The organism is Pseudomonas sp. S1(2024) (assembly GCF_046557535.1).
This window is the reverse complement of record NZ_JBKGFP010000001.1, coordinates 126,659-146,653: the sequence shown is the minus strand read 5'-3', so window position 1 is coordinate 146,653 and position 19,995 is coordinate 126,659. Positions and strand designations below refer to the sequence as shown.

Below are 19,995 nucleotides of genomic sequence, written 5' to 3'. Positions count from 1 at the left end.
GAACTCCAGGCTAAGGCTAGGGGGCAGTCGATCCCTTCGCCACGGATGTGGCAGGCTGCTGTTTTGTGGACAATATCAGCTTTTCGATCCAGGCGCGAACACGCTCCACAAAGGCTTTCTGGAAATAAATGCAGACTAGGGTGAGCAAGACGAGAAACAGGGGGTAATGCCAGGCTGATTTGTCGCCAGCTGCCGCCAGGCAACCCGTCAATTCGGCAAAACAGAGCCCAGGATTACCATCGAACACTCGGTCGGCCCGTGCAAAGAGCATGAACAAGGGCATGTGCAAGGCGAACAGGGATAGACTGCAATTGCCGAATGGTTTCGCCCATTTGGACAGCATCGAGCTGGGGCTGGGGTTGGGAATATGTACACAGAGGTAGATCAGCGCCAGTTGTGCCGGCAGGAGCAACCCGTCATGCACCAGGAAATAGGAGACATTGCCCTTGCTGCTGAGCTCGCCTGCGTTAGTCAGTAGTAGGCTGGCGCCCACCAGGCTGCCGACCAGGATGGCCAGCAAGGCCATCATCCAGCCACGGGTCAAGCGTACACCCAGGCGCGCATGTTGATGGTACAGCGAGCAGAGCAAGATGCCAGCGACGAACTCCGGCAGGCGGATAATCGGGTTTCGGTGGAGAATGCCAGTCTCTGGCGAACCAAACCAGCCCATGGCAATACAGAGTATCACCGGCAGCAGGTACAGAAGGTTGGTCACCAGGAGCGCTTTAATGGGACTTTTCAGGCGATTAAGCCACGGTGCCAGTCCGGGGAAAAGCAGGTACAGGAAAAACAGAGTGGAGATCGACCAGGTGGGGAAGTTGAAGGTCAGGTAGTACGGGTTCCATGCATGCAGCAAGGTCGCGTTCATGAACAGCGCCAGGTAGAGCTCAGCATCGGTCATAGTGTGCTGCATGTCGGCGAAAGGCGACCAATTGTTGGAGTCAATGGTCACTTGCCGCAAGCTCAAGGTGGCGTCACTGGGGATGATGCCCAGCATGGGGAGTACCGCGAATACCGCAACCATCAGGAAGAACGAACCCAGGTGGATTGGGTAGAGGTTAGCCAGGCGTTTGACCCAGAACGATTTGCGACTGCCTGGCATGTGGGCTTGTATCTGTCCCTGGTCGCGTAGGTAAACGTGGGCGAGCAAGAAGCCCGACAAGACGAAAAATGCACTGGTGGAGAAAAAGCCCATCTCGAAGAATTTCCTCAGCCAACTCGGTACTTCAGGGTAATTAAAGGTGTGGAAGAGGACGATGTAAATCCCCAACAAATACCGCAACCATTCAAGGGACACGAATTTTTGCTTGGCGCCAGAATTCATGGTCTGGCTCACGAGAGATGACGACACGACAGAAATCCATGCACAAGGGGTGGTGGTGCCGCCAGTATACGCCAAAAATCAATATACGCATTAGTCGTGTTTTGGGTTGAGATGGGCGGGTGTAGCTGAGATGATAAGCCGTCAATAGAAATTGGATGCACCGCTATGCGCACCTGGCTGACCATTTTTTTGATGGCATGGTCGTTGTTGTCTCACGCCTCAATTCTCAATACCCCGCACCCTCAGCAATCCCTCTTGGGGGGTGATAGCAGTGAGCGACTGCTGCCGGCAGAGCAGGCCTTTACAGCAGGCTCTGCACGGGTGGAGCGTGGCAAGGCGTTCTTTGATCTACAGGTGGCACCTGGGTATTACGCGTATCGAGAGAAGTTTTACGTCAGGGATGCAGCTGGCAGGCAACTGCGCAAGTTGATTATCCCCCAAGGGCAGGTCAAATCCGATCTGGAGTTTGGGGATGTCCAAGTACTTGAAGGCCATGTGACCCTCACGCTTGCACCAGCTCCCTCCGGTCAGGTCACCCTTGGTTTTCAGGGATGTGCTGCGCGGGGGGTGTGCTATCCAGCGATGACCAAGGTCTATGAACTTGGGGGCGTGTCTAAGGGTAAAACGGATGGTGACGCAGGCCATTCGCTCTGGTGGTTTTTCCTGGCGGGTTTGGGGCTGGCGTTTACGCCTTGCGTCCTCCCCACGCTACCGCTGTTGCTGCGCGTGGTGGCTGGCAATACGCAGAGCAAAGCGCGCAATGGTGCCTTGGCGGCGATTTTCGTCCTGGCGTCGGCGGTGGGCTATGCGCTGCTGGGCATTCTGGTTTCACTGCTGGGGGGTGGATCACAACTGCAGGCCCACCTGCAAAACCCTGTCGTGATCGTGCTCGCCACCGGGATTTTTCTGCTCCTGGCGTTCACACTGCTTGAAGTGCGTGGCTTCACCCTGCGGCTACCCACGATTCCGGTTGTGCAGAGGCTCTACCTACGCATGAGCGGAGGCTCTGTTGCCGGCGCAGCGGGCTTGGGACTGGTTTCGACATTCGTGCTCTCACCGTGTGTCTCGGCGCCGTTGGCAGGCATACTCCTGTACCTTGCGCAGGGCGGGAATGCTCTTCAGGGCGCCGTCGAGCTCTTCGCTCTGGGTGTTGGCATGGGCATCCCCATGATGATCATCGCCCTGGGTGGCCAAGCCTTTATTCCGCAAGCGGGTGCCTGGCTGACGCGGGTCAAGGAAGTCTATGCCGTGTTGATGCTGCTGACCGCTGCTGCCATTTTCTCAAGGATCCTCAACCCCCAGGCTATCCTGGTGTTGGTCGGGGTGGTGACGGCGGGTCTTGGTGGATGGCTGTACAGCCTTGCAGGGCGTTCGTTCGGCATCCTCAAGGCCCTGGCTGCAATCCTCATGAGCTTTGCGCTGGCAAGCTTCATCGGCGCCTGGCAAGGGCATGAGGATCCAGGCCGACCTTGGGTGGCTCCAGTAGTGCATCCGTACACAGAAATTAACACGCTGGCTGCGCTGCAAGCCGTGCTGGACAACAGCAAGCAGGCAAAGCGCCCGGTGATGATCTATGTGTCGGCCAAGTGGTGCCTGAACTGCAAGGTCGTGGAAGCAAGGCTCACGGCTTCGGACATGCAAAGCACCCTCAGGGCGGCGGTAGACTGGGTGAAGCTCGACATCACCGAATCGAGCGCAGAGATACAAGGCTGGCTGGCTGATCGAAATCTTTTTGGCCCGCCTGCGCTAATTTTCCTGAGCGCCGCAGGCGAGGAGCAGGCAGACAGGCAGCTGGTTGGTGAGATCGAACCAACACAGGTCAAAAAGGCCCTGGAAGGCCTTTGATTACAAACCCAGGTCGTCTTCAAGGACAGTGGTGATGGCGGCCTCGTGTTGCACGTCCTGCAGGTAGCGAGCATCATGAGTCAGGCCGTAGTAGAGGATTTTGACGCGGTCATGGGTGTCCATGGCCGCTTGCTGCGCATCATCACTCATGGCAAACAGCAGCGCCTTTTTGAGGCAAGGGCGAAAGTCGCTATCGATTGACCCCAAGTGATTCTGGCTGGTGAATGACAAGCTGTCTGCCAATTTCTTCGCGCCCCTGAAGGGGTCTTTTTGCACGGCATCAAAGGCTTCGCCAATATTATGAAAATGCAGGGATTGGAGGGCAATCATCGAGAGTTCGCCGTCGCTCATCTTCAGTGCCTTGAGCAGCTGCACCAGCCTGGCGCCGAGGGCCTGACCATGCTTGAAGGTGCCGTGATCGTCGTTGCGCCTGTGCTCCAATTCATTGACCAGGTGGCCGAGGAGGTCTTGCTGCAGGCAATGAGTACGGTAGCCTTGATTGCCCAGTAGCGCCGCGATATTTTCCACCATCAGGTCTTCAGCGATGATGTGGTCATTGAAAATGCGCGTTAGTATGTACTCCAGACGATCAGAGCATTCACCGGAATGCACTCTGGTATCACCCAGTACGTGTGCTCGCAGCGCCAGCAGCGGCGCAATAGGCGCGGTTTTGAGCATCGAGGTCAGGTGCGGCTGGATCAATCCGAAATCCGGGTGGGTGCGCAGTTCTTCATAGGCGGCTATGGCCTGCTCCTGATTGAGTTTGCCACGGCAAACGCCTTGCCAAATGGCATTGGCCAGCCCTTCATGATGGATCGAGAACAGGCTGTCATAGGTCGCAATATTCACGAATTTGGAATTGTGCATGGGAAATGGTACATCCTCCTGATCCTTGATCCTGACCACGTGACTCAGATAGCCCAGATTGCTTATGGAGGAGCGAAGGGTGCCGACCCGACTGCGGCTCAGTGAGCCCAGGTCGAGTTTTTCCAGCAGCGCATAGAAACCCTCGGACTCATGGGACAACGCAAAAGAGAACAGGGTGTTCGACCATTGGGTGCTTGCTTCGTCTAACAATATCTGGTCTAACCCCAATGAGTCGGCCAGATTTAACAGGATTACCTGGCAACGCTCGGATATGTCCGCAATGGCTGTGCGCATGCTTTCGATTTCAGGTGACTCAATTTGATGCATGCGATCGGTCAGGCTTTCGCATTCATCATACAGACCCATTGCAATAGCAATGTCATCAGGTTGGTTGGTCATCGTCGCTCTCCGTTTCCTCCATGGTAACGGTGCAGTGCCCAGGCGGCCAAGTCTGCAATGAAGAAACCCGGCTGTTGCCGGGCTTTGGAATTCAGTTCAGCAACCGTTTGATGGGTGTCCTGGCGCCGCTGGATTTGCCGAGCAAGACTTCCAGGGTGAGGTAAGTCTTGTGCCCAGGTTTGCACGTGCAGACGACGTTGTTCAGCGCACGCTCCAGCAGGCGACGTGTTTTCCGGAACTGCAGGTCTTCATAGTAGGCTTCTCTGAGGGCCACCAGTACTTCCGGGTCAATCTGCTCGTAGATCAAATCGTCAATCTGATAGCTGTCTAACAGGCTCTGCCAGATACTCCGGTGCACCGCGTCAATCTGCGCCTCTTCCCGAGGAGGGTAGACATAGATCACCTGAAGTCGGGTCAGCAGGGCATATGGAATTTGGCGCGGCTGGTTGCAGGTAAAAATCCAGTTGACGTTCGACACATCGTGCGGCTCATTGTGGTAGGCGTCGACAAAATTTTTGGCCTCTGATGGCTCTAGTAGGCGCATGAGCGACACCTCGGGTGAGATGCCATTGCCATACACTTTGGGCGGTACGCGATCGAGCTCGTCAAACACAATCAGTGGATTGGTTTGTCGGGTTTTAAGCATCGCATTGGCAACATCCCCAGGATGAGCAGTCCGCCAGCCCTGGGTCAGGCCCACCAGCTGTGAGCCGCAGGTGTATTGACTGGCGTGGAAAATGTTCCGGCCCATGTCGATGACGTCACAGAGGTCACTGAAAAACTTCGACTTCCCGATCCCTGGCGGCCCGGCGACCAGCAATGGGGGGATGCGGAAAGCGGACGACTGCATGAAGGATGCTTTTGCAAACGGCAGGAGATGGTCGATTACCGCAGCGAAATGCGGGTGTTTCAGCGCTAGGGCTTGAAGCTTCTCCAAGCCATCTAGACTCATGGACTTGCCGTGCAGCGTTTTCTGCTCTCTTTCAAGACAGCCATCTCCGAGAACATCTTCCCAGAAATACTCTGTAACCTCCTTCAGCCTCACCTTGTGGTAGGGATCGGATGGAGTTGAAACACTGGCCGGGGCCACCCCTGTCTTCATCAGGCAAAGGGCGCTCTCTAGCCCTTCGCTCATGTCCAATTGAGCAATCAGCTCTGCTTTTGGGATCACATTGCGATCGATGGCAGTGATTGAGGCCATCATTTTTTCAATCAATGGATATCTGGCAATGAAGATGTAGAACAGCACGGCCAGCACCTCACGGCATTCTCCGCTAAGCTCAAAACTGCTCGACAACAGGCTTACGCCAAGAAGCTTCTTCACCTCTTGATTCAGCATCAACTCAGGCAGCACATTGGTCGCGAAAATGCTCTGCAATACATCAATATGTGATCTCAGCTCTGTGAATTGGGGGATGCCATTGAGCTCAGGGTATTTGTCTACCAGCGTCTTGAGGCTTTCCCAGGTGCCCTCCAGTCTAAGCTGGCCTATGAAATTCAGATTGGCGTCGATTGTTGCCTTGAAGCGTTCGGATTGGTCGTCAGAAATGCGCGCATAATACGAATGCACCAAGGATCTGACCACGGGATTGACCTTGCCAGTGTTGTTAGCTGGATCCAACTGACCGGGGAAAGTGCCATAGGGCAAACGCAGCGATTGCTCACCTTGGCTCACGCCTGACAGCGAGCAAAGCGTCGAATGATTGAGCATCTCCTTCGTCAGCTTCGTGAAAGGTGCCATTTCACCGAGTTTTGCGATCGTGAAGCCAACCCACTCATACTCAGGGGCTTTCGCGGCCACTGGCCAAAGAGGCAGGAGCAAGAAGGGGAGCTCGGACGCGGTACCTGGGTAAGTTTCAGTGTGGCCGTTGATGGAAACCTTGTAATTGGCTGTCGGCTCAATCCCTTCCGATGTGAGCAATTTCTGAAGCTGAGCTACAGAGTCAATGCAAATCTCGGGCGCCATGGCAAAGGACTGCGCTTGCCGCTCAGGCAGGCATACTGGGTGAGCTTGAGCCTGCTCGCCCTCAGTTGATGCTGATGGACTTGCTTTTTCGGAGCTCTCAATAGGATCGGACATCAGGATTCTCCACACAGATTGTGAGATCCTACCAGAATTGCAGTCTCAGTCAATTTACAGCTAAAGCGTCACTGGGTCGGGTCATCCTGTCAAAACCACCCAAAGAGAGAAGATGCAGCTAGGCAGCCGGAGTGCCTGGGGTTGGCTAACACAGTCCCGAATAAATTGGAGAATACCAGGGCAGCGGCCAATAAAAAGACCTGGGGAGTGCAGCTCCCTCAGGCCCTTTACATTCAGCAGATGGCGCGCCAGTGATCGCCCATCATTGCGCGCAGATAACCGACTTCCCAGCATAAGACACGGCGTCAAATTGGCTGGCCGTGTTGTTTTGGCAGAACGGGGTGCTGGCAGCCAGCTTCGGCCCTGCATAGTTTTTATAAATCATGATCTTGCCGCCGACCTTGATGTTGCGAATCCCATCCAGGTTGTTCAGCTTGGCATTACCATGGAAGCTGAGGTTCCCACCCACATAGGTGAGGTTGCTCAGGCCATTGACATTGGGCAGCTGATTGCTTTGGATAATGAAGCTGCCCGTGGCTGTTGTCAGATTGCTCAGGCCATCGATGTTTATCAGCGTGTTTGAGGTGAAGGTGAAGTTACCAACCGAGGTCAGCGATCGCAAGCCATCCAGGTTGGTCAGGGGAACACTGGACAGAACGAGCTTGTCCGAAATACTCACGATGCTGTCGATGCCACCCAGTGAGGTCAGTGGGTTGGAGTTCAAAGTGAGAGCCTCGATGTTGCTGAGGGGGTAGGGCTCACTTGGCAGCACGCTCAAATTCTTGCTGATCCAGCCCAGGTTGTTCCAGGTCGTTGGCAGTCCCCGGTCGATTGCAAATTGCTCCCAGGCTGCCGAGCCATCAGGCTTCATTGTCCCAACCGCCTCTTGGGAATGCTCTTGCCAAAGAACCTGTCGCTCAGTGGTTGGAGCTCCGACATCCCGAATGACCAGCGTGGTTTCGTTCTGCTCCCGCTGCTGAACGGTACGCTCTTGATCTTGCTTGCAATTCTGCGACTGGTTGAACGTTTCCCCTAGCGCTACGGTGTCAGGAGAGGGCGACCATTGCGAACAATCATATTCACTCCCCTTGTTTTGCCACGCAGATACCAGGGGCGCGATGTCTTTCCACGTCTCACCGACTGCCGCACTTTGAACGATAGGGGCTGATATTCGTATGATATTGCCAGTAGTGTCCGAATTGGCGAAGGCGGGAAACGCGGCAGCGTTGGCCAAGGCAAAAAGCAACAGCCCTTTGCAATCGGCAAGCACTGTTCTTTTCTTATTTTTTGCGCCATGAAACATACATTACTCCGAACCTGGTATTTATATAAATTTTAATGAAGCTGAATCTTAATCGTCAAGCAATACAATGGGTTACCGCCATTGCACATGCGCGCCATTTGCAACTTTGTTTGGGCTTGCTGCCTCCAGAGAGCTGCACGCTTTAACGGCTATCAGGTGCCTTCGACGACCCGATCAACAAGAAAAAGGTCGTTTGCACGGGGGTGATGGAAGCGCCCTGGACGTTGACCAGCCGCAAGTTTGCACCGGGGTTGCCCTGGGAGCGGGTAATCGATACATCTCTCAAGGCGTTGGAGCTAAGGATGCTGAAACCCGCACCTGCCTTTTTGTTCGCAAAATCGGCGGGCAAGGTTTCATTGCCGGAAAAATGCCCCCACGCGAACAGGATGAGCACCAGGGTAAACACCCCGGTAGCCACATAGGTGTACCAGACGAGCATCCAGCGAAGCAGGGTGGTCAGGAATCCAATCATTAAAACAGGCTCCCTTGCGGAGCTGATTCAGCTTCTAGTTGGGCTTGAAGCGCCATGAAATCCATGTTGTGGTGATCAGCGGTTGGATTGAACTGCAGCCTGACCTTTTCAAAATAGGCCAGGATCCACTCAGAATCCTTCGCTTGAGTGACCACCATTTTCCCGCCGTAGGCCTTGGCATAGTAGTGCAGCAGCGGCAGGGTGCTGTTTGCCAGGGCTTCCTTGATCTCGGGGTACGTGTCGAGTTTTGCTTGGTTGCCCAGGTTGATCATGCGCTGGAACTCATCCTTGGCCAGTGTCTTGACCACCGGAAGCGAGCGTCCGTGCCGCTTGGCTTCGAAGCCACTGAGGGTGCGCAAGCTGTCCTCACGTCGGCTGATCCAATACCACAGGCCTTCACCTGAGCGAAACTCACCAAACACAGGATGGTAGATTGGCAGGTCGGCAAAATGCGACAGCTCTCGACCAAGCTTGGTTTTGGCGGCACTGTAGATGTTGATGTGGGTTATGCCGTCTTGTGCGGGATCTGCTTCGGGCTTCATGGGCGACTCCTCCTCGTTGCTGGTATCAATATACCACTAACGAATTGACTGGCGGAACATCGCTTTTGCCATGTATTGACAATGGTGATTTCCAAGGGCAAGATTGATCTTGTCTGCGCCAAAGGAGCGCAGTAACCGAGCCTACGGCTTCATCCCGAGATTCCTGCACAGGAAACGACATGAGCACACCGAATATCCATTCGTTTGTGGAAGACATCAAAAGCGCCGGCATCACCATCGACAACGAACAGCAGTTCGTCACTTTGATGTCCAATGCTGACGACCAGGGCCTGATGCTAAGTCGTGTGCTGCGTGACCGTCGAAACGACATCGACTTTCGCAGAACGCGCCACTTTTCTGATGAAGGCCTGGCTCTGGCTTTCAAGAATCAGGGCTTTGACGGCTTTGCCTGGAAAGAATTTGTGGATCACATGAAGTCGGAGTGACCTGTTCGGGTGCCTTCGAACCCACGTCTTCGACCTACGCCGCGACCAAGCTGTTCTCCACACTGACCAAGCCTGGCTAACGCCGGGCATTGTCATTTGCGTTTGTTATCTTGCACGATAACCCGCATGTGCGCACTTTGGTCGTTGACATAGATGAGGCACAGGCTTAGCCTGGAATGTTGAATAATAAAACAGGTGAACAATGCTCATCAATCGCGATTTCCAGGATTACTACGATTCGGCCATTGGTTACGGCGTGGACAAGAAAGTCGTCTATGACCGCCAATCGGTAGAATACCGCCCCAGCCTCAAGAACAACCCCAGCATCATCGACGCCGTCAGTAATACGGTGCGCCAGCTCGAAGACCAATGTACGCGCTTCGCCACCAACCCCTATGGGGTGTTCTACATCGGCTTTTGCGGCAAGATTTACACCGGGCTCTATGCCCGCGTTGACCCTAAGACCGGGGTGCCTCCCCAAACCTTCAGCTACAAAGAGGCGCATACATTGGCGAAGGCATTCTACTGGGGTGAGAAGGATTTCCTGCCGGGCGAGTTTGACCTGCCCCGCAAGCACGCCTGGCAGCGCAGCCGGGCGGCTGGTGGGCAGAGCCTGCGTGACTGGTATGAGCTGAACGCCCATCTCCTGGTGCATGAGGCGCTGGACGTGTTCATCGACCACAAGGTCGTCAGTTTCGTCTATCTAGAAGGTCTGTTGGTTACCAACCCGTGCCTGAAGGATTACAACTTCCAGCGCATGATCGGTGGTGTGCAGGCCTTCCAGGACATCTCCATGTTCATCTCCGGAGTGCTGGGGAGCGCCGAGCGCGACCTGGTGGTGACCGAAGACAAATACATCATCATGTCCAAAGGCTTTGATGAACACAGCTTTCGCAAGGCACCGACGAAGCGGGGCTAAGCCGGCGAGCTGATTTTGCCTGGCGGCTTTGCAGTGTGTCCAAGGCGTTTTCACCACCTGGGCGCCACCATCCATGATAGACCCAGCGTTGGAAGCAGGGCACCCCGGCTTCACACCAGCGAACATGGCGGGATCTTTCCCGCAGGAGACTACAGCTGGTTCAGGCGCCCCTAAGTAGCCCTACGCCCGCGAGATCGCAGCCAAAACGCTGCCGCCACTGTCCGGGGATGTCATAAACGCAAGCATCAGTCAGTCTGCTTCCAGGTCGAGGGTGTATTGATCTGGCGCTGGGTATGCGCGCCGACCGGGATGGAGGATCTCAGGGGCAAGGCTCAGCTCCGGCTGTACGGCGACATGATCAATGGCATCATAAGTGTCCACATCCTTGAGGGGATCGAACGCCTCCGCCGCCACAGCCACAGCGTGCTCGACAGCCGGGGGCGCGGCCATCGCCTCAGTGGCTGGAAGCTCCATCGGCTGGTTGACACCTTTGGTAATGCTCATCAGGTGGGTGATGTAGATTGCACCGAAGAGCGGCGCTTGCGTGTCTGCCTCGACCAGCACGGGCTGCTCGACGCCACCCACGGTCTCACGGCGATCGACAACGAAGCGCTTTTTCATGGCGTCGATTTCGGCGCCAACGGGCAGTGCGTAAAACTGAGCATGGGACAGAGGCATTTCAAAATCCATCACGTTGCCGAAAATTGTGAGGGCCATCATAGCGAGCATGACCCCTGTCATCAAGCGATCGCGCAATTTACGACTAAATCATGCCTCCTTGAGCGCCAGCAGGGTTGCGATCTGCTTGCCACGACGATCGATGTGCTTCCACTTCATCTTGAATGACGTGGAGTCGATGCCGCCAAACATGGAGGCGTTGGCATGTATCTCACACAGCCCGGTCAGCAGCAGGGTGGCGGCTTCGGGGCGGGCGGCAAATTGCGCCAGTCCTTCGGCCTTGAGCAAGTGGATGTCCATGTCCATCTCGATCAAGCGCGCTTCTGCTTCGGCGCCGCCAGCGGCCCGCCAGGCTTGCGCAGACACCTTGGCATGGTCTGGAAAATGCACTTTACCCTCCTGATCGACCTCGCGGCACAGCGGCTTCCCACAATCGTGGAACACCTGGTAGTTCTCAATGGTCGTGGCGGGCAACAAGCTGGCCCACAACGCTGGCGCGGTGGCCCATGCCGGCAGCTTCCACTCATACCTCAGGGGCGCGCCCTCGGTGACGTGTCCTTTCAGATCGAGGTAGAAATCCCGAACCATTTCCCCGTGCTGCAGGATGGACATCCCCTGGGTCTGTTCACAGTCTTGCATGGCCTTGAGCAGCTGTTCTCTGTCGAGATGCGGTCTAATCCGTGCGCAAGGGTCATCGCTCGGCTTCGGCGATCAGGCTCGGCTGCTCCAGCTCATCCCAGGATGCCTTGTGGGAACAACACTGTCCGTCCTCGCTGCGCCAGGTCAGCAACAGGCCATCCCGTTGCGCCGTGAGTGTGGAGGGCTCCTGTGGCTGCCCCTGGGCATCGACAGGCGCTTTGCCCAAGCCACAGGCTAGCTTGAATGCAGCGGCGCTGTAGTCGGCCTCCAGACGATCCAGGGCGCGGTAATGATCCCTCGTGTTCGCCATGAACTGGTCATCCGCCGCTTTATGCAGTTGATGACGCTGGCTTTGCTGGTTTTCGATCTCGGTGTGTGCGGCGTCAACGATGTCGTGCAGGCGCATGTGAAGTGCTCCAGTTTGATCAAGAAATGAGGCCCGGATTGGGCCTCGGTTTGGGCGAGTGGGCTTCAGGCGGCGAGGGCGGCCTTGAGCAAGGCCAGCAACTCGTGCTGGTCGGCGTCCTTGCCAATGTATCGTGCCCATCGGTACGGCACCGAGTCGGCATCTTTGCCCTTGGCAATGTGCTGGGCCAGCGCATCATGCAGGGCTACCAGCGCCTCCCTGGCATTCGGAGCACCCTCTGCGGCCAGGTGGCTGGTTTTTCTCCAATCCGCGCCTCGGGCGACAGCGTAGAGCACGTAGTCGGCGAAGAAGATCTTGCGGGCGCGGTACCCGTACTCATTGCGGGGCGGGCGCATGTTTTCAGGGTTGGTGATCAGGGCCTTGATGTGAGCGATCATGGCTTTGCGGGTGGTGGTGAATTCTACGTATGCGTTCATGGTATTACTCCAGATATGGTTTTGGTTTTTTGGTATCAAAGGCATTGGAATTTTTTGACGATATGGCGCGCCTCAGCTTTCGTGCAGGGGCCAATCCCCAAAGCCGTGATGATGGGCGTACCGTCAAAGTGAGGAGGAAAAATGTGGGTTTTATCGACCACCAGGGCGCAGGGAAGTCCGGCTTCCAGGGCTTTGCCCCAAGCTACAATCAGCTCGCGATGGTTTTTGGCCTTGAGTGCGACTTTCGAGCCCCCTTTGCCAAGATCGCGATACTGCGCTGCAAGCTCAGGATGGGTTTCCTTGGCCGCGCAATAGCTGTCGACGTAGGCATGGCCGGCTTGAGGGCAGGTTTTGCCGACTGGCATTTCCAGGGATGTGGGGACAATCGCATAGATATACAGGTGATCCTCGGCAGTGCCGATGGGATGATTGCCTGCAAGCAGCTCTGCAAGAGCTTTCGGGTCGATTGTGTTAAAATCGATCGATGCGACTAAATCAGAAAGGCTCTGATTTTCGACCGAAGGGGATTCGATCGTTTGAAGCGGGTCGGAGTGCGGTCTAATCCGTGCGCAAGGGTCAGTGGCCCATGATATTACCCTCTATTGATTTGGCTTCACTTGGATCGAGAGGAAGCGAATCTCGTTGAATCTGCAACTTGAAGCGAATTTGGTAAGACATGCCGGAATCGAACCGACGACCTTCCAGGTTGACGGCCTGGGTGCTCTACCTAGCTGAGCTAATGTCCTGCTGTGATTTCCATACTACCAGCACAATTACGGGTGTCAATATCCGCGTTAAACATTTTCCGAAAATAATTGTTTTCGCCATTTCCGGAGTAATTCGTAAGGGGACTCAGGGGGCCTCGGTGACGGTCTTTGACTTTCGTCTGGCTGAAGCGCGAGGCTTTGGAGGACGGCAAGCAGCTGATTGACGGGGTTTGGCTTGGCGCATGAAAGACGCAGCAGTTAAGATTGAAAAAAGGAGATTTCAATGCCGCGCTTCGACCTGTTCAGTCTTTCACCCAACCCCACACCCGAGCAGCTGCTGGCCACGGGTAAAGAATTTGTAGACTTTCTGATCGGCGACAGGGGCAAAAAGCCTGACGTGTATGAGCTTTTGCAGGCCGCTGAAGACCTGGCTGAGCAGATTCTCGGGCATTACCACAGCTTGCAGAACGTGGCCGATGTGTTGGCCTACCGCTGCACACCGCCGCAGAAATTGCCCTACCAGGTGTTGTACGTCTTCCTCTATGCTTGCGTTCGAGAACACCCGAGCCTCGGCGTCATGCTCGATGAGGTGGATACCCTGTACGGAGACGGCTTAGATCACAAGGCTTATGCTACTGTGCGCAGCCTGCTTCGGGAGGTCACGCTGATGATGGTGCCACGCCCCAAGCTGTGGGGGGAGAACGGCGAGCTAAAATACCAACCGAAAGCCTTCTCACATATGCATGGTGCTTCCTTCACCCGTCAGGTGTCCGATCTCTTCTTCGATCGGGCCAACGGCGTGCAAAAGATCCTCGATGATTACCCGCGCATGAATGAGGCCAGTCGCGCCTTGATGGATGAGGAGCTGTCCAAGCGTGTGTATCGATCAATGATGTCGGCTGACGATCCTGTGCGCGTGCTGCTGCGCGACAAGCTGGATGACGTCAAAGATGGCCGCGCCCGTTTCGCGACGCTGTTTTCAGAACTCGATAATCTGGATGACCAGGTGGGTTTCGAGATGAGGTTGGAGCATGCGTTTGCGCTGGTGGCCGAGTTGCCCACAACGCAGGCAAGCCAAGTGCTGGATGAAATCAACGTCTGCATCCGCGACTGGATGACCGACCATGGAGAGGGGATCATGCGGTTCAATCACCCCACTGTGGTTGTACCACGGCTTGTGGCTGTACTCGAACGCGCCCAGTCGTATGGCTTCAACGCCCTGGAAGAGGTGGCCAGGAACGTTGGCTACATGTCGCTGCAGACGCTCAACAAGGCCATGGTTGAGTGCCTGCTTGACGAAGGTTTCTGCACCAACCCCTGGGAGCTCGACGCTGCAGACGCCTGGAAAGAAGCCGCGCTGAGAGTCACCGATGAGGCATATTACCTCTCGCTGGGCCTGCGCCCGAAGCACCTGACCCAGTTGCTGAAGATCAAGGATACGCCAGGTATTCGACAGGCCTTGCTTACAAGTGACGTGGGGCGAGAACACATCCTTTGTCAAGACCTGGGTTTGTGACATCTCCCCCGGCGCCTGGCTTGATCTGGGGCCAGGCGAAATGCAGGCGAGTTGCCTGCGAAGCTCAGGTTAGCGAATTTCGTAATCCAGCGCCGAGCCATCCACCATCAGATCCTTGTTCACAATGGACTCGGAAATCCTGACCAGCTCGGGCGTCTTGTCTTCACCCGTGCCTTTCCAGCGAATGCCGAACGTGCCCCGCCTGAAATGCGGTTTTCTGCGGCCTTGGCCATATTCCGCCCCCTGAAAACGCTCGGAAATTGGAATGTAGGATTTTGGGCCGATGATGATACGATCGTAGACTTTGGCCGCCTGGCGTTCCAGCTTGGCGCGTTTCTTCGGATTGGCATCCTTCAATTTGAGGTCGAGGGCTTCTGCGCGTTTCTCCACCACCTGATCGCGTAGGTTCAGGTTGAGGTAGAGCAGCAGTTTGGAGAGGTCGACTATCATTTTTTTTATGTGTTCGGCGTTTTCTTCCACACGTTGTGGGCTAACCCCTCGTTTCAGTTGTTCCTGAGCAATGACATCGAGCTGGTGCGACACCAGCTGGGTCAGTGAAGCCTCCTCATCCTGAATGGAGATGCGCACGGCTGCATACCGGCTTTGGACATGATAGTCATTGTTCCCACTGCCATCCTTGCAAGGGGCGTAGCTGAACATGATGTCCAGGATGCGGGTTCTTGCCGAAAAATCCAGGTTCATCGCTTTGCAGACATCCAGGTCGGCATCCATGTGCCCCAGGTCTTCACAGATGGTTTCCTGGATGTAGCAGCCTTCAGGGTAATGATCAGCTACGCCGCCAGCATTGAGCTTGGCCAAGCGGGTCTCGTAAGGTTCGAATTCCAGGTAGCAGGTCTTGAATGGCGGACACAGAAATTTCGCTGGGATGTCACTTTTGACCCCTGTGTCCTCCAGCATTTTGCTGAGTCCTTCAGACACGGTGAAAAGTGGGGCTTTAGCCAGCTGGTGGCGGCGGGTCATGTACAGAAAGTGCAGCTGACCCAGCTCGGCATTCCGATCCATCAACTGGTGGATGATGGATTGATTGGCATTCATTTGATCGATGAACTCAAAGAGCGGGCGCTGGGCCTTGGCCAGTGGGTCGATCAACTTGTAGGCGGGAGCATAATCATACAGGGCGCATTCGTAGATGGACGGAATTGCCCAGCGTCGTGGCAGGGGCATTGCCTGGAAATCCGAATGAACTGAGTTGAGAAACTCTTCCCTTTGCTTGTGGTGTGCGGTGATGTACATGGCCTGCGCTCAATTTATGCTTTACTCAATGTACCACTGGAGTCAAGGGGCTTTGTACCAGGACTCCACCCTGAGTAGCCGTCAACACGCAATGATGGCCGAGGCCTGCAGCAGCAACAGCTCGTAGCCACCAACAGTCTTGTGCAGTGCCACCCACAGTTGGCTATCCACGGTTTTGAACACCGCCAGAGGCGACGCTTGGTCAAATCCATCACCGAGTTCAGGTTGGCCTAAATCCGCTTGCAGCGGGCCGAACAACCTCAAATAGACTGGGTCTTTAGCACTGACAAATTGTGGAGCCTGATGAGCTTGCTGGCTGTAGGTCGACAAGGTCTGCAGGAAGGCTGCCACTGGATCGCCTTGCAGGAGCTGCTGTCCAGAAAGGTAGATCCTGAGGCGCAGGTCAGTCTTGTACATCTGGCAGACCGCTTGTTGCGGATTGAAAACGCCGTTGCGAACCTAGGCCTGATCAACCTCATGAAGCTTTGTCTGCAACCCTGGCATAAAGGGCAGGCCAGCCAGTTCTGTTTCTGGTGTGCGTGCCTGCCGAACAGCCTCCAGCAGGCACAGCGAGGGCCGTTTGCTGCAGTCTGGTGCAAAGGCAAGATCATCTGAAGGTAAGGGGTTTACCTCGAATAATTCGCGGGCATTTGGGCAGGTGATCGGATTATCGGATTGATTGCATCGCGATCGGAGCGCTGATTCACTGCGTCCATAGCCGCCGTGGAACTGCTCGTAGCGCCCTGCGACTTCGACATGATCATTCGAGCCCCAGCGATCATCATTACCAGGCCCAGGACGACCATCAGCAGGATGACGGGGAGCATGATGACGGAATGCCTGATGTTGGTTTTCCTGATCATCGGGTTATTTCTCCCATCCATGACGGAACTGATAGCGCTTTACGCACCGCGAGTATTTTGGGGTGCTGAGCATGACAAGCTCATAACCGTGCTCAGCCTTCGACAGTGCAACCCATACCTGCGAGTCAGGGTAATCAAAAAAGGCCAGTGGCGGTTTGGTATCAAATCCACTGCCAAGCTCCGGCTGACGAAGGTCGTGGCCAAGTTTGCCTTCAAGTGAGACGACCAGGGGGTCTTTGGCACCCAGGAATTGTGGCGCTTGCTGGGTCAGCTGACTGATGGTGGACAACCTCGATAGAAACGCCCGAGCGGGATCGCCGAGCACCGTGACATGAGAGAACGCGTATGCGGCGTCTTCCAGGCCGCCCTTGGTTTTGCACACGCCAATATAGCCCTGGTCTACCGCCTGCCTGAAAGCACTTGCGTCAAGTGATCTGAAGAAACCCGATTGGTGCGGAGTCGCTTTTGATTGAATGACTGCCATCAAGAGGCAGCCGCCGGGGCTGGTTTGGCAGGCTTTCCAGAACGGATGTTCTGACCGAGACCATCGCGAATTTAGAAACGCGAAATCATCTTCATGGGCATCGAACAACTCGTGCACACCCGCATAGGTCATGGGGTTCTGAATCACCCCGGCTGCGAGTTTTGGCGCACTGGTGTTTTTTTCTGCCTGATCATCGTGAAAGGTCAGCCATAGGAGCACCGCCGAAATTGCAATGGACAGCAGGCTCATGGCGAGGTCACGTCTGTTGCGCTTGTAATCGTTGCTCATGCTATAACCCCAAGTCAGCGGCAAGGATGGTTTCGTGCAAGTGTTCGGGTAAACGTTCGATCTGCCCTGACGTCAACTGAGTGAGGGTCGCTAACCGTGCTGCCATAGAGCGCTTGGTCACTAGCGCCAGCACGCTTTCGATCACAGCCGGGAACGTGTCCAGCGAGGATCTGGCCCGCTGCAGGTTGGCGTTCCCGCCCGATTCGAGATAGTTGATCACCGCATGCCTGGCGGCATCCTCACCAAACAACGCGGAAACCCGCGTGCCCTTCAGCGCCTGGTGCCAGATGCCGGCTTGCATCATCTGGTTGATTTCCTGCGCAGCGGGGGCGAAGTCCTCCACACCGCTCACCCACGCAATGTTGCATGTTCCCCAGCGTCTGACGATGTGCTTGGGGTCAAACAGACCGTACCTGGCACCGAGCGCCTTGAGCGCGCATTTGGCGAAGGTGCCGTCAGTACCATCCCGAGGAATGAAGGCCAGATCCGCCAGGTACCCGCCTGCCGTCTGACGTCGCTCGCCGTAGTCTTTCAGCATGTGCTTGTAGTCGATGCCCAGCAAATCAGCCGCGACCAGTGAGAACCGCTCCCAATGTTCAGGATGGTTCCACAGCAAGGACATGAGGGTTGTGTTCATGCCGGCATCATATGCCTCAGGCGCACCTATCTTGAAGTTTCCCTGATCTTCAGCAATCTGCAGGAAAATGAAATCCAGTGTCTTGTGCACCGTCTCGGCTACGGCCACCACGTCCTGGCCAAAGAGGATGGCCATCGGCGCAATCACACGCACCAAGGCAAACACATAGGAGCTGACGACCAGATTTTTCGGCATCGGCTTGTCGAAATGCCAGGGAATGTCCTGCAGACAGAAGGCAACCAGGCCAGCCTGACGGTCTTCGAAGGGCAGGGCCAGGTCGACCAGCGTCTGAATAACACCATCAGGCAGACTATGAGTGCTGCTGCGCGGCATGTCCAACCCGCAAAAATGCGCCATGGCACTGAAAACGATCACATCAGATTGGGAAGGCAGGCCACCGCTGTAGAACGATCGGCCAGCAAGATCGGTCATGTCATTGATCATTTGCTTGCGTTCTTGTTCATAGTCTAGCCAGTTTTCGACTAAGCTTTTCCTGCCAGGCGCCTTGCCCAGGATCATCGGCGCAACCTGCTCTATCAGCCCCTTGAAATCTACGTCAGGAAACTGCAGTTGATTGCGCTGTAGGTTCAGCGAGCCGCACAGGTCGCCAAGACTGATGGCGGCACGGCCTTCGAACAAATGCCCTCCAAGGTGAGTGCCAGTGCTGGCCAGGATTAGACCAAGCAACCCATCGGCGCTGTACTTGTGGGCGATTGTCAGCAGCTTGCCGGCCTGGTTGTACTCCAGGACGTCGTCAAATTCCTCACGTTCACTGGGGTAGTGGTTCTGCTCGTAGAACGCCCTGAGTTCACGCCCAAGAGGGCCCTTGAGGGCCTTCTCGGGGACAGAAAAAGGCCATGGCGCGACCTTTGTCTTTGTTGTCATGCCTCGCACTCCAGGATGACGTTGCGCGCCTCCTCACCGAGCTCTGGATGGCTCAGCAACGTATCGCGCATGCCATCGTCAAGCTCACGCCCTTCCATGAGGATCAGCGGGAACTGGTTCAGCGCCGCCAGGAACAACTCGATGTCCTCCATGCTTTCGTCAAACGGCAGGGCTGGATCGACTTTGCACAGCAATTCCAGGATTTCCGGAGCCTCCTCGTACGTGAGGTCATGGTGCGCCAGGGCATCTTCAATCAAGCTCAACTCGCCCGTACAGTCGTACACGATGCCGCGCTCATTGCTGGCGTGTGGGCGCACCAGCACCTGGACGCCGAAATCGCTGAGCAGCAGGAAGATCTTTCCGAGGCTTTTCAATTTACGGTAAAAGCCTTTTCCACGGCTGTCGAGCCACTGCGGATTGCCGAGCAGTGCGGCAGTCTCCTCGATCGTCTGCGGGTCGCAGACACTCAACCTCTCGTGTTCGAGGATGAGCGTGCGCTCGAAGACTTCCTCGGCGTCCAGGCTGGCCAGGAGCACATTGGAGATCGTATTGAACGACTCAGCATGCTCGGCCAGCACCAGGCCCACCTCGCGCAGCGACTGGTACGCGAGAATATCGCGTTGTTCAAGTGGCAGGTACTGGCTTTTGACACTGAACGCCAGCAGGGTCTTCCTGGCGGCCAGCCCCTGACGGTCGAAGTCCAGATCGAAGACACGTTCCGGGGTCTGGCGGTTCATCCGGTTGAGGATCCAGCGCAGGTATTTGCCTTCGCGGGTGGGATCACAGCTGCACAGAAACACCTTGAACGCTTCCAGATCACCCTGGAATAGGTTCAGGCCCTGGCAAGTAGCATGGGCGCGCTCGACATCGGCGTGCATGTGCGACAGCCGACGCATGGGTTTCGAGTGGGGGTCGCCCACGGCAGGCAGAACGCTGGCTTTCACGGTTTGTTCTTGTGTATTGCGGGTAGCCATGTTGCTCTCCTGTTATTGGTAGGGGAGAGC

General features: G+C 55.8%; 20 protein-coding genes and 1 tRNA gene. 4 read left to right on the top strand and 17 right to left on the bottom strand.

What is annotated here, in order from left to right; all coding sequences use genetic code 11:
* Positions 1-16 precede the first annotated feature (16 nt).
* Positions 17-1,324, bottom strand: coding sequence for an acyltransferase family protein (locus tag ACLCGK_RS00780; RefSeq protein WP_410950866.1), 1,308 nt, complete (start codon positions 1,322-1,324; stop codon positions 17-19).
* A 165-nt stretch (positions 1,325-1,489) separates the two neighbouring features.
* Here ACLCGK_RS00780 and dsbD point away from each other — a divergent pair, with 165 nt between their 5' ends.
* The gene (gene dsbD / locus ACLCGK_RS00775; protein WP_410950865.1) at positions 1,490-3,169 is read left to right on the top strand and encodes a protein-disulfide reductase DsbD; all 1,680 of its coding nucleotides are present in this window, start codon (positions 1,490-1,492) and stop codon (positions 3,167-3,169) included.
* Here the strand turns inward: dsbD and ACLCGK_RS00770 are convergent, their stop codons facing one another.
* From ACLCGK_RS00770 to ACLCGK_RS00750, 5 genes are all read right to left on the bottom strand, one after another.
* Complete coding sequence (locus ACLCGK_RS00770; protein ID WP_410950864.1) at positions 3,170-4,435, bottom strand: hypothetical protein; 1,266 nt, start codon at positions 4,433-4,435, stop codon at positions 3,170-3,172. It abuts the gene before it with no gap.
* 91 nt (positions 4,436-4,526) lie between these two features.
* On the bottom strand, positions 4,527-6,515 hold the full coding sequence (locus ACLCGK_RS00765) for an AAA family ATPase (protein ID WP_410950863.1): 1,989 nt from the start codon (positions 6,513-6,515) through the stop codon (positions 4,527-4,529).
* A 262-nt stretch (positions 6,516-6,777) separates the two neighbouring features.
* On the bottom strand, positions 6,778-7,818 hold the full coding sequence (locus ACLCGK_RS00760) for a hypothetical protein (protein WP_410950862.1): 1,041 nt from the start codon (positions 7,816-7,818) through the stop codon (positions 6,778-6,780).
* Positions 7,819-7,960: 142 nt separating this feature from the next.
* Positions 7,961-8,290 (bottom strand): hypothetical protein, encoded by a 330-nt coding sequence (locus ACLCGK_RS00755; RefSeq protein WP_410950861.1) that lies wholly within the window; start codon positions 8,288-8,290, stop codon positions 7,961-7,963.
* Positions 8,290-8,832: a hypothetical protein gene (locus ACLCGK_RS00750; protein ID WP_410950860.1), complete on the bottom strand. Its 543-nt coding sequence runs from the start codon at positions 8,830-8,832 to the stop codon at positions 8,290-8,292. The genes ACLCGK_RS00755 and ACLCGK_RS00750 overlap by 1 nt, the downstream gene beginning before the upstream one ends.
* Before the next feature lie 179 nt (positions 8,833-9,011).
* Between ACLCGK_RS00750 and ACLCGK_RS00745 the strand changes: the two genes are divergently transcribed.
* Both ACLCGK_RS00745 and ACLCGK_RS00740 read left to right on the top strand, forming a co-directional pair.
* On the top strand, positions 9,012-9,278 hold the full coding sequence (locus ACLCGK_RS00745) for a hypothetical protein (protein WP_315696162.1): 267 nt from the start codon (positions 9,012-9,014) through the stop codon (positions 9,276-9,278).
* A gap of 202 nt (positions 9,279-9,480) precedes the next feature.
* Complete coding sequence (locus ACLCGK_RS00740; protein ID WP_410950859.1) at positions 9,481-10,197, top strand: hypothetical protein; 717 nt, start codon at positions 9,481-9,483, stop codon at positions 10,195-10,197.
* A 249-nt stretch (positions 10,198-10,446) separates the two neighbouring features.
* Here ACLCGK_RS00740 and ACLCGK_RS00735 read toward each other — a convergent pair whose 3' ends face one another.
* From ACLCGK_RS00735 to ACLCGK_RS00710, 6 genes are all read right to left on the bottom strand, one after another.
* Positions 10,447-10,926 (bottom strand): hypothetical protein, encoded by a 480-nt coding sequence (locus ACLCGK_RS00735; RefSeq protein ID WP_410950858.1) that lies wholly within the window; start codon positions 10,924-10,926, stop codon positions 10,447-10,449.
* Positions 10,927-10,965: 39 nt separating this feature from the next.
* Positions 10,966-11,514, bottom strand: coding sequence for a hypothetical protein (locus tag ACLCGK_RS00730; RefSeq protein WP_410950857.1), 549 nt, complete (start codon positions 11,512-11,514; stop codon positions 10,966-10,968).
* Positions 11,515-11,566: 52 nt separating this feature from the next.
* Positions 11,567-11,920 carry a hypothetical protein gene (locus ACLCGK_RS00725; protein WP_410950856.1) on the bottom strand — a complete coding sequence of 118 codons (354 nt, stop codon included), beginning with the start codon at positions 11,918-11,920 and terminating at the stop codon, positions 11,567-11,569.
* A gap of 65 nt (positions 11,921-11,985) precedes the next feature.
* Positions 11,986-12,357 carry a hypothetical protein gene (locus tag ACLCGK_RS00720; protein WP_410950855.1) on the bottom strand — a complete coding sequence of 124 codons (372 nt, stop codon included), beginning with the start codon at positions 12,355-12,357 and terminating at the stop codon, positions 11,986-11,988.
* A 35-nt stretch (positions 12,358-12,392) separates the two neighbouring features.
* The gene (locus ACLCGK_RS00715; RefSeq protein WP_410950854.1) at positions 12,393-12,722 is read right to left on the bottom strand and encodes an aminoacyl-tRNA hydrolase; all 330 of its coding nucleotides are present in this window, start codon (positions 12,720-12,722) and stop codon (positions 12,393-12,395) included.
* A 302-nt stretch (positions 12,723-13,024) separates the two neighbouring features.
* Positions 13,025-13,103, bottom strand: a tRNA-Asp gene (locus tag ACLCGK_RS00710).
* 244 nt (positions 13,104-13,347) lie between these two features.
* On the opposite strand from ACLCGK_RS00710, the gene ACLCGK_RS00705 reads away from it, so the two are divergent.
* Positions 13,348-14,580: a hypothetical protein gene (locus tag ACLCGK_RS00705; RefSeq protein WP_410950853.1), complete on the top strand. Its 1,233-nt coding sequence runs from the start codon at positions 13,348-13,350 to the stop codon at positions 14,578-14,580.
* 69 nt (positions 14,581-14,649) lie between these two features.
* Here ACLCGK_RS00705 and ACLCGK_RS00700 read toward each other — a convergent pair whose 3' ends face one another.
* The 5 genes from ACLCGK_RS00700 to ACLCGK_RS00680 form a co-directional block, all read right to left on the bottom strand.
* A complete protein-coding gene (locus tag ACLCGK_RS00700) occupies positions 14,650-15,834 on the bottom strand; it encodes a hypothetical protein (RefSeq protein WP_410950852.1) in 1,185 nt (394 codons plus the stop codon).
* A gap of 81 nt (positions 15,835-15,915) precedes the next feature.
* Positions 15,916-16,251 carry a hypothetical protein gene (locus ACLCGK_RS00695; RefSeq protein ID WP_410950851.1) on the bottom strand — a complete coding sequence of 112 codons (336 nt, stop codon included), beginning with the start codon at positions 16,249-16,251 and terminating at the stop codon, positions 15,916-15,918.
* Positions 16,252-16,701: 450 nt separating this feature from the next.
* Positions 16,702-17,469, bottom strand: coding sequence for a hypothetical protein (locus ACLCGK_RS00690; RefSeq protein WP_410950850.1), 768 nt, complete (start codon positions 17,467-17,469; stop codon positions 16,702-16,704).
* A 1-nt stretch (position 17,470) separates the two neighbouring features.
* A complete protein-coding gene (locus tag ACLCGK_RS00685) occupies positions 17,471-18,991 on the bottom strand; it encodes a hypothetical protein (protein WP_410950849.1) in 1,521 nt (506 codons plus the stop codon).
* The gene (locus ACLCGK_RS00680) at positions 18,988-19,965 is read right to left on the bottom strand and encodes a hypothetical protein (RefSeq protein ID WP_410950848.1); all 978 of its coding nucleotides are present in this window, start codon (positions 19,963-19,965) and stop codon (positions 18,988-18,990) included. The genes ACLCGK_RS00685 and ACLCGK_RS00680 overlap by 4 nt, the downstream gene beginning before the upstream one ends.
* Positions 19,966-19,995 lie beyond the last annotated feature (30 nt).

Excerpts from the sequence above, each read along its gene's own strand:
- ACLCGK_RS00780 (WP_410950866.1), bottom strand. The coding sequence starts at position 1,324 with ATGAATTCTGGCGCCAAGCAAAAATTCGTGTCCCTTGAATGGTTGCGG.
- dsbD (WP_410950865.1), top strand. The coding sequence starts at position 1,490 with ATGCGCACCTGGCTGACCATTTTTTTGATGGCATGGTCGTTGTTGTCT.
- ACLCGK_RS00770 (WP_410950864.1), bottom strand. The coding sequence starts at position 4,435 with ATGACCAACCAACCTGATGACATTGCTATTGCAATGGGTCTGTATGAT.
- ACLCGK_RS00765 (WP_410950863.1), bottom strand. The coding sequence starts at position 6,515 with ATGTCCGATCCTATTGAGAGCTCCGAAAAAGCAAGTCCATCAGCATCA.
- ACLCGK_RS00760 (WP_410950862.1), bottom strand. The coding sequence starts at position 7,818 with ATGTTTCATGGCGCAAAAAATAAGAAAAGAACAGTGCTTGCCGATTGC.
- ACLCGK_RS00755 (WP_410950861.1), bottom strand. The coding sequence starts at position 8,290 with ATGATTGGATTCCTGACCACCCTGCTTCGCTGGATGCTCGTCTGGTAC.
- ACLCGK_RS00750 (WP_410950860.1), bottom strand. The coding sequence starts at position 8,832 with ATGAAGCCCGAAGCAGATCCCGCACAAGACGGCATAACCCACATCAAC.
- ACLCGK_RS00745 (WP_315696162.1), top strand. The coding sequence starts at position 9,012 with ATGAGCACACCGAATATCCATTCGTTTGTGGAAGACATCAAAAGCGCC.
- ACLCGK_RS00740 (WP_410950859.1), top strand. The coding sequence starts at position 9,481 with ATGCTCATCAATCGCGATTTCCAGGATTACTACGATTCGGCCATTGGT.
- ACLCGK_RS00735 (WP_410950858.1), bottom strand. The coding sequence starts at position 10,926 with ATGCTCGCTATGATGGCCCTCACAATTTTCGGCAACGTGATGGATTTT.
- ACLCGK_RS00730 (WP_410950857.1), bottom strand. The coding sequence starts at position 11,514 with ATGCAAGACTGTGAACAGACCCAGGGGATGTCCATCCTGCAGCACGGG.
- ACLCGK_RS00725 (WP_410950856.1), bottom strand. The coding sequence starts at position 11,920 with ATGCGCCTGCACGACATCGTTGACGCCGCACACACCGAGATCGAAAAC.
- ACLCGK_RS00720 (WP_410950855.1), bottom strand. The coding sequence starts at position 12,357 with ATGAACGCATACGTAGAATTCACCACCACCCGCAAAGCCATGATCGCT.
- ACLCGK_RS00715 (WP_410950854.1), bottom strand. The coding sequence starts at position 12,722 with ATGCCAGTCGGCAAAACCTGCCCTCAAGCCGGCCATGCCTACGTCGAC.
- ACLCGK_RS00705 (WP_410950853.1), top strand. The coding sequence starts at position 13,348 with ATGCCGCGCTTCGACCTGTTCAGTCTTTCACCCAACCCCACACCCGAG.
- ACLCGK_RS00700 (WP_410950852.1), bottom strand. The coding sequence starts at position 15,834 with ATGTACATCACCGCACACCACAAGCAAAGGGAAGAGTTTCTCAACTCA.
- ACLCGK_RS00695 (WP_410950851.1), bottom strand. The coding sequence starts at position 16,251 with ATGTACAAGACTGACCTGCGCCTCAGGATCTACCTTTCTGGACAGCAG.
- ACLCGK_RS00690 (WP_410950850.1), bottom strand. The coding sequence starts at position 17,469 with ATGAGCAACGATTACAAGCGCAACAGACGTGACCTCGCCATGAGCCTG.
- ACLCGK_RS00685 (WP_410950849.1), bottom strand. The coding sequence starts at position 18,991 with ATGACAACAAAGACAAAGGTCGCGCCATGGCCTTTTTCTGTCCCCGAG.
- ACLCGK_RS00680 (WP_410950848.1), bottom strand. The coding sequence starts at position 19,965 with ATGGCTACCCGCAATACACAAGAACAAACCGTGAAAGCCAGCGTTCTG.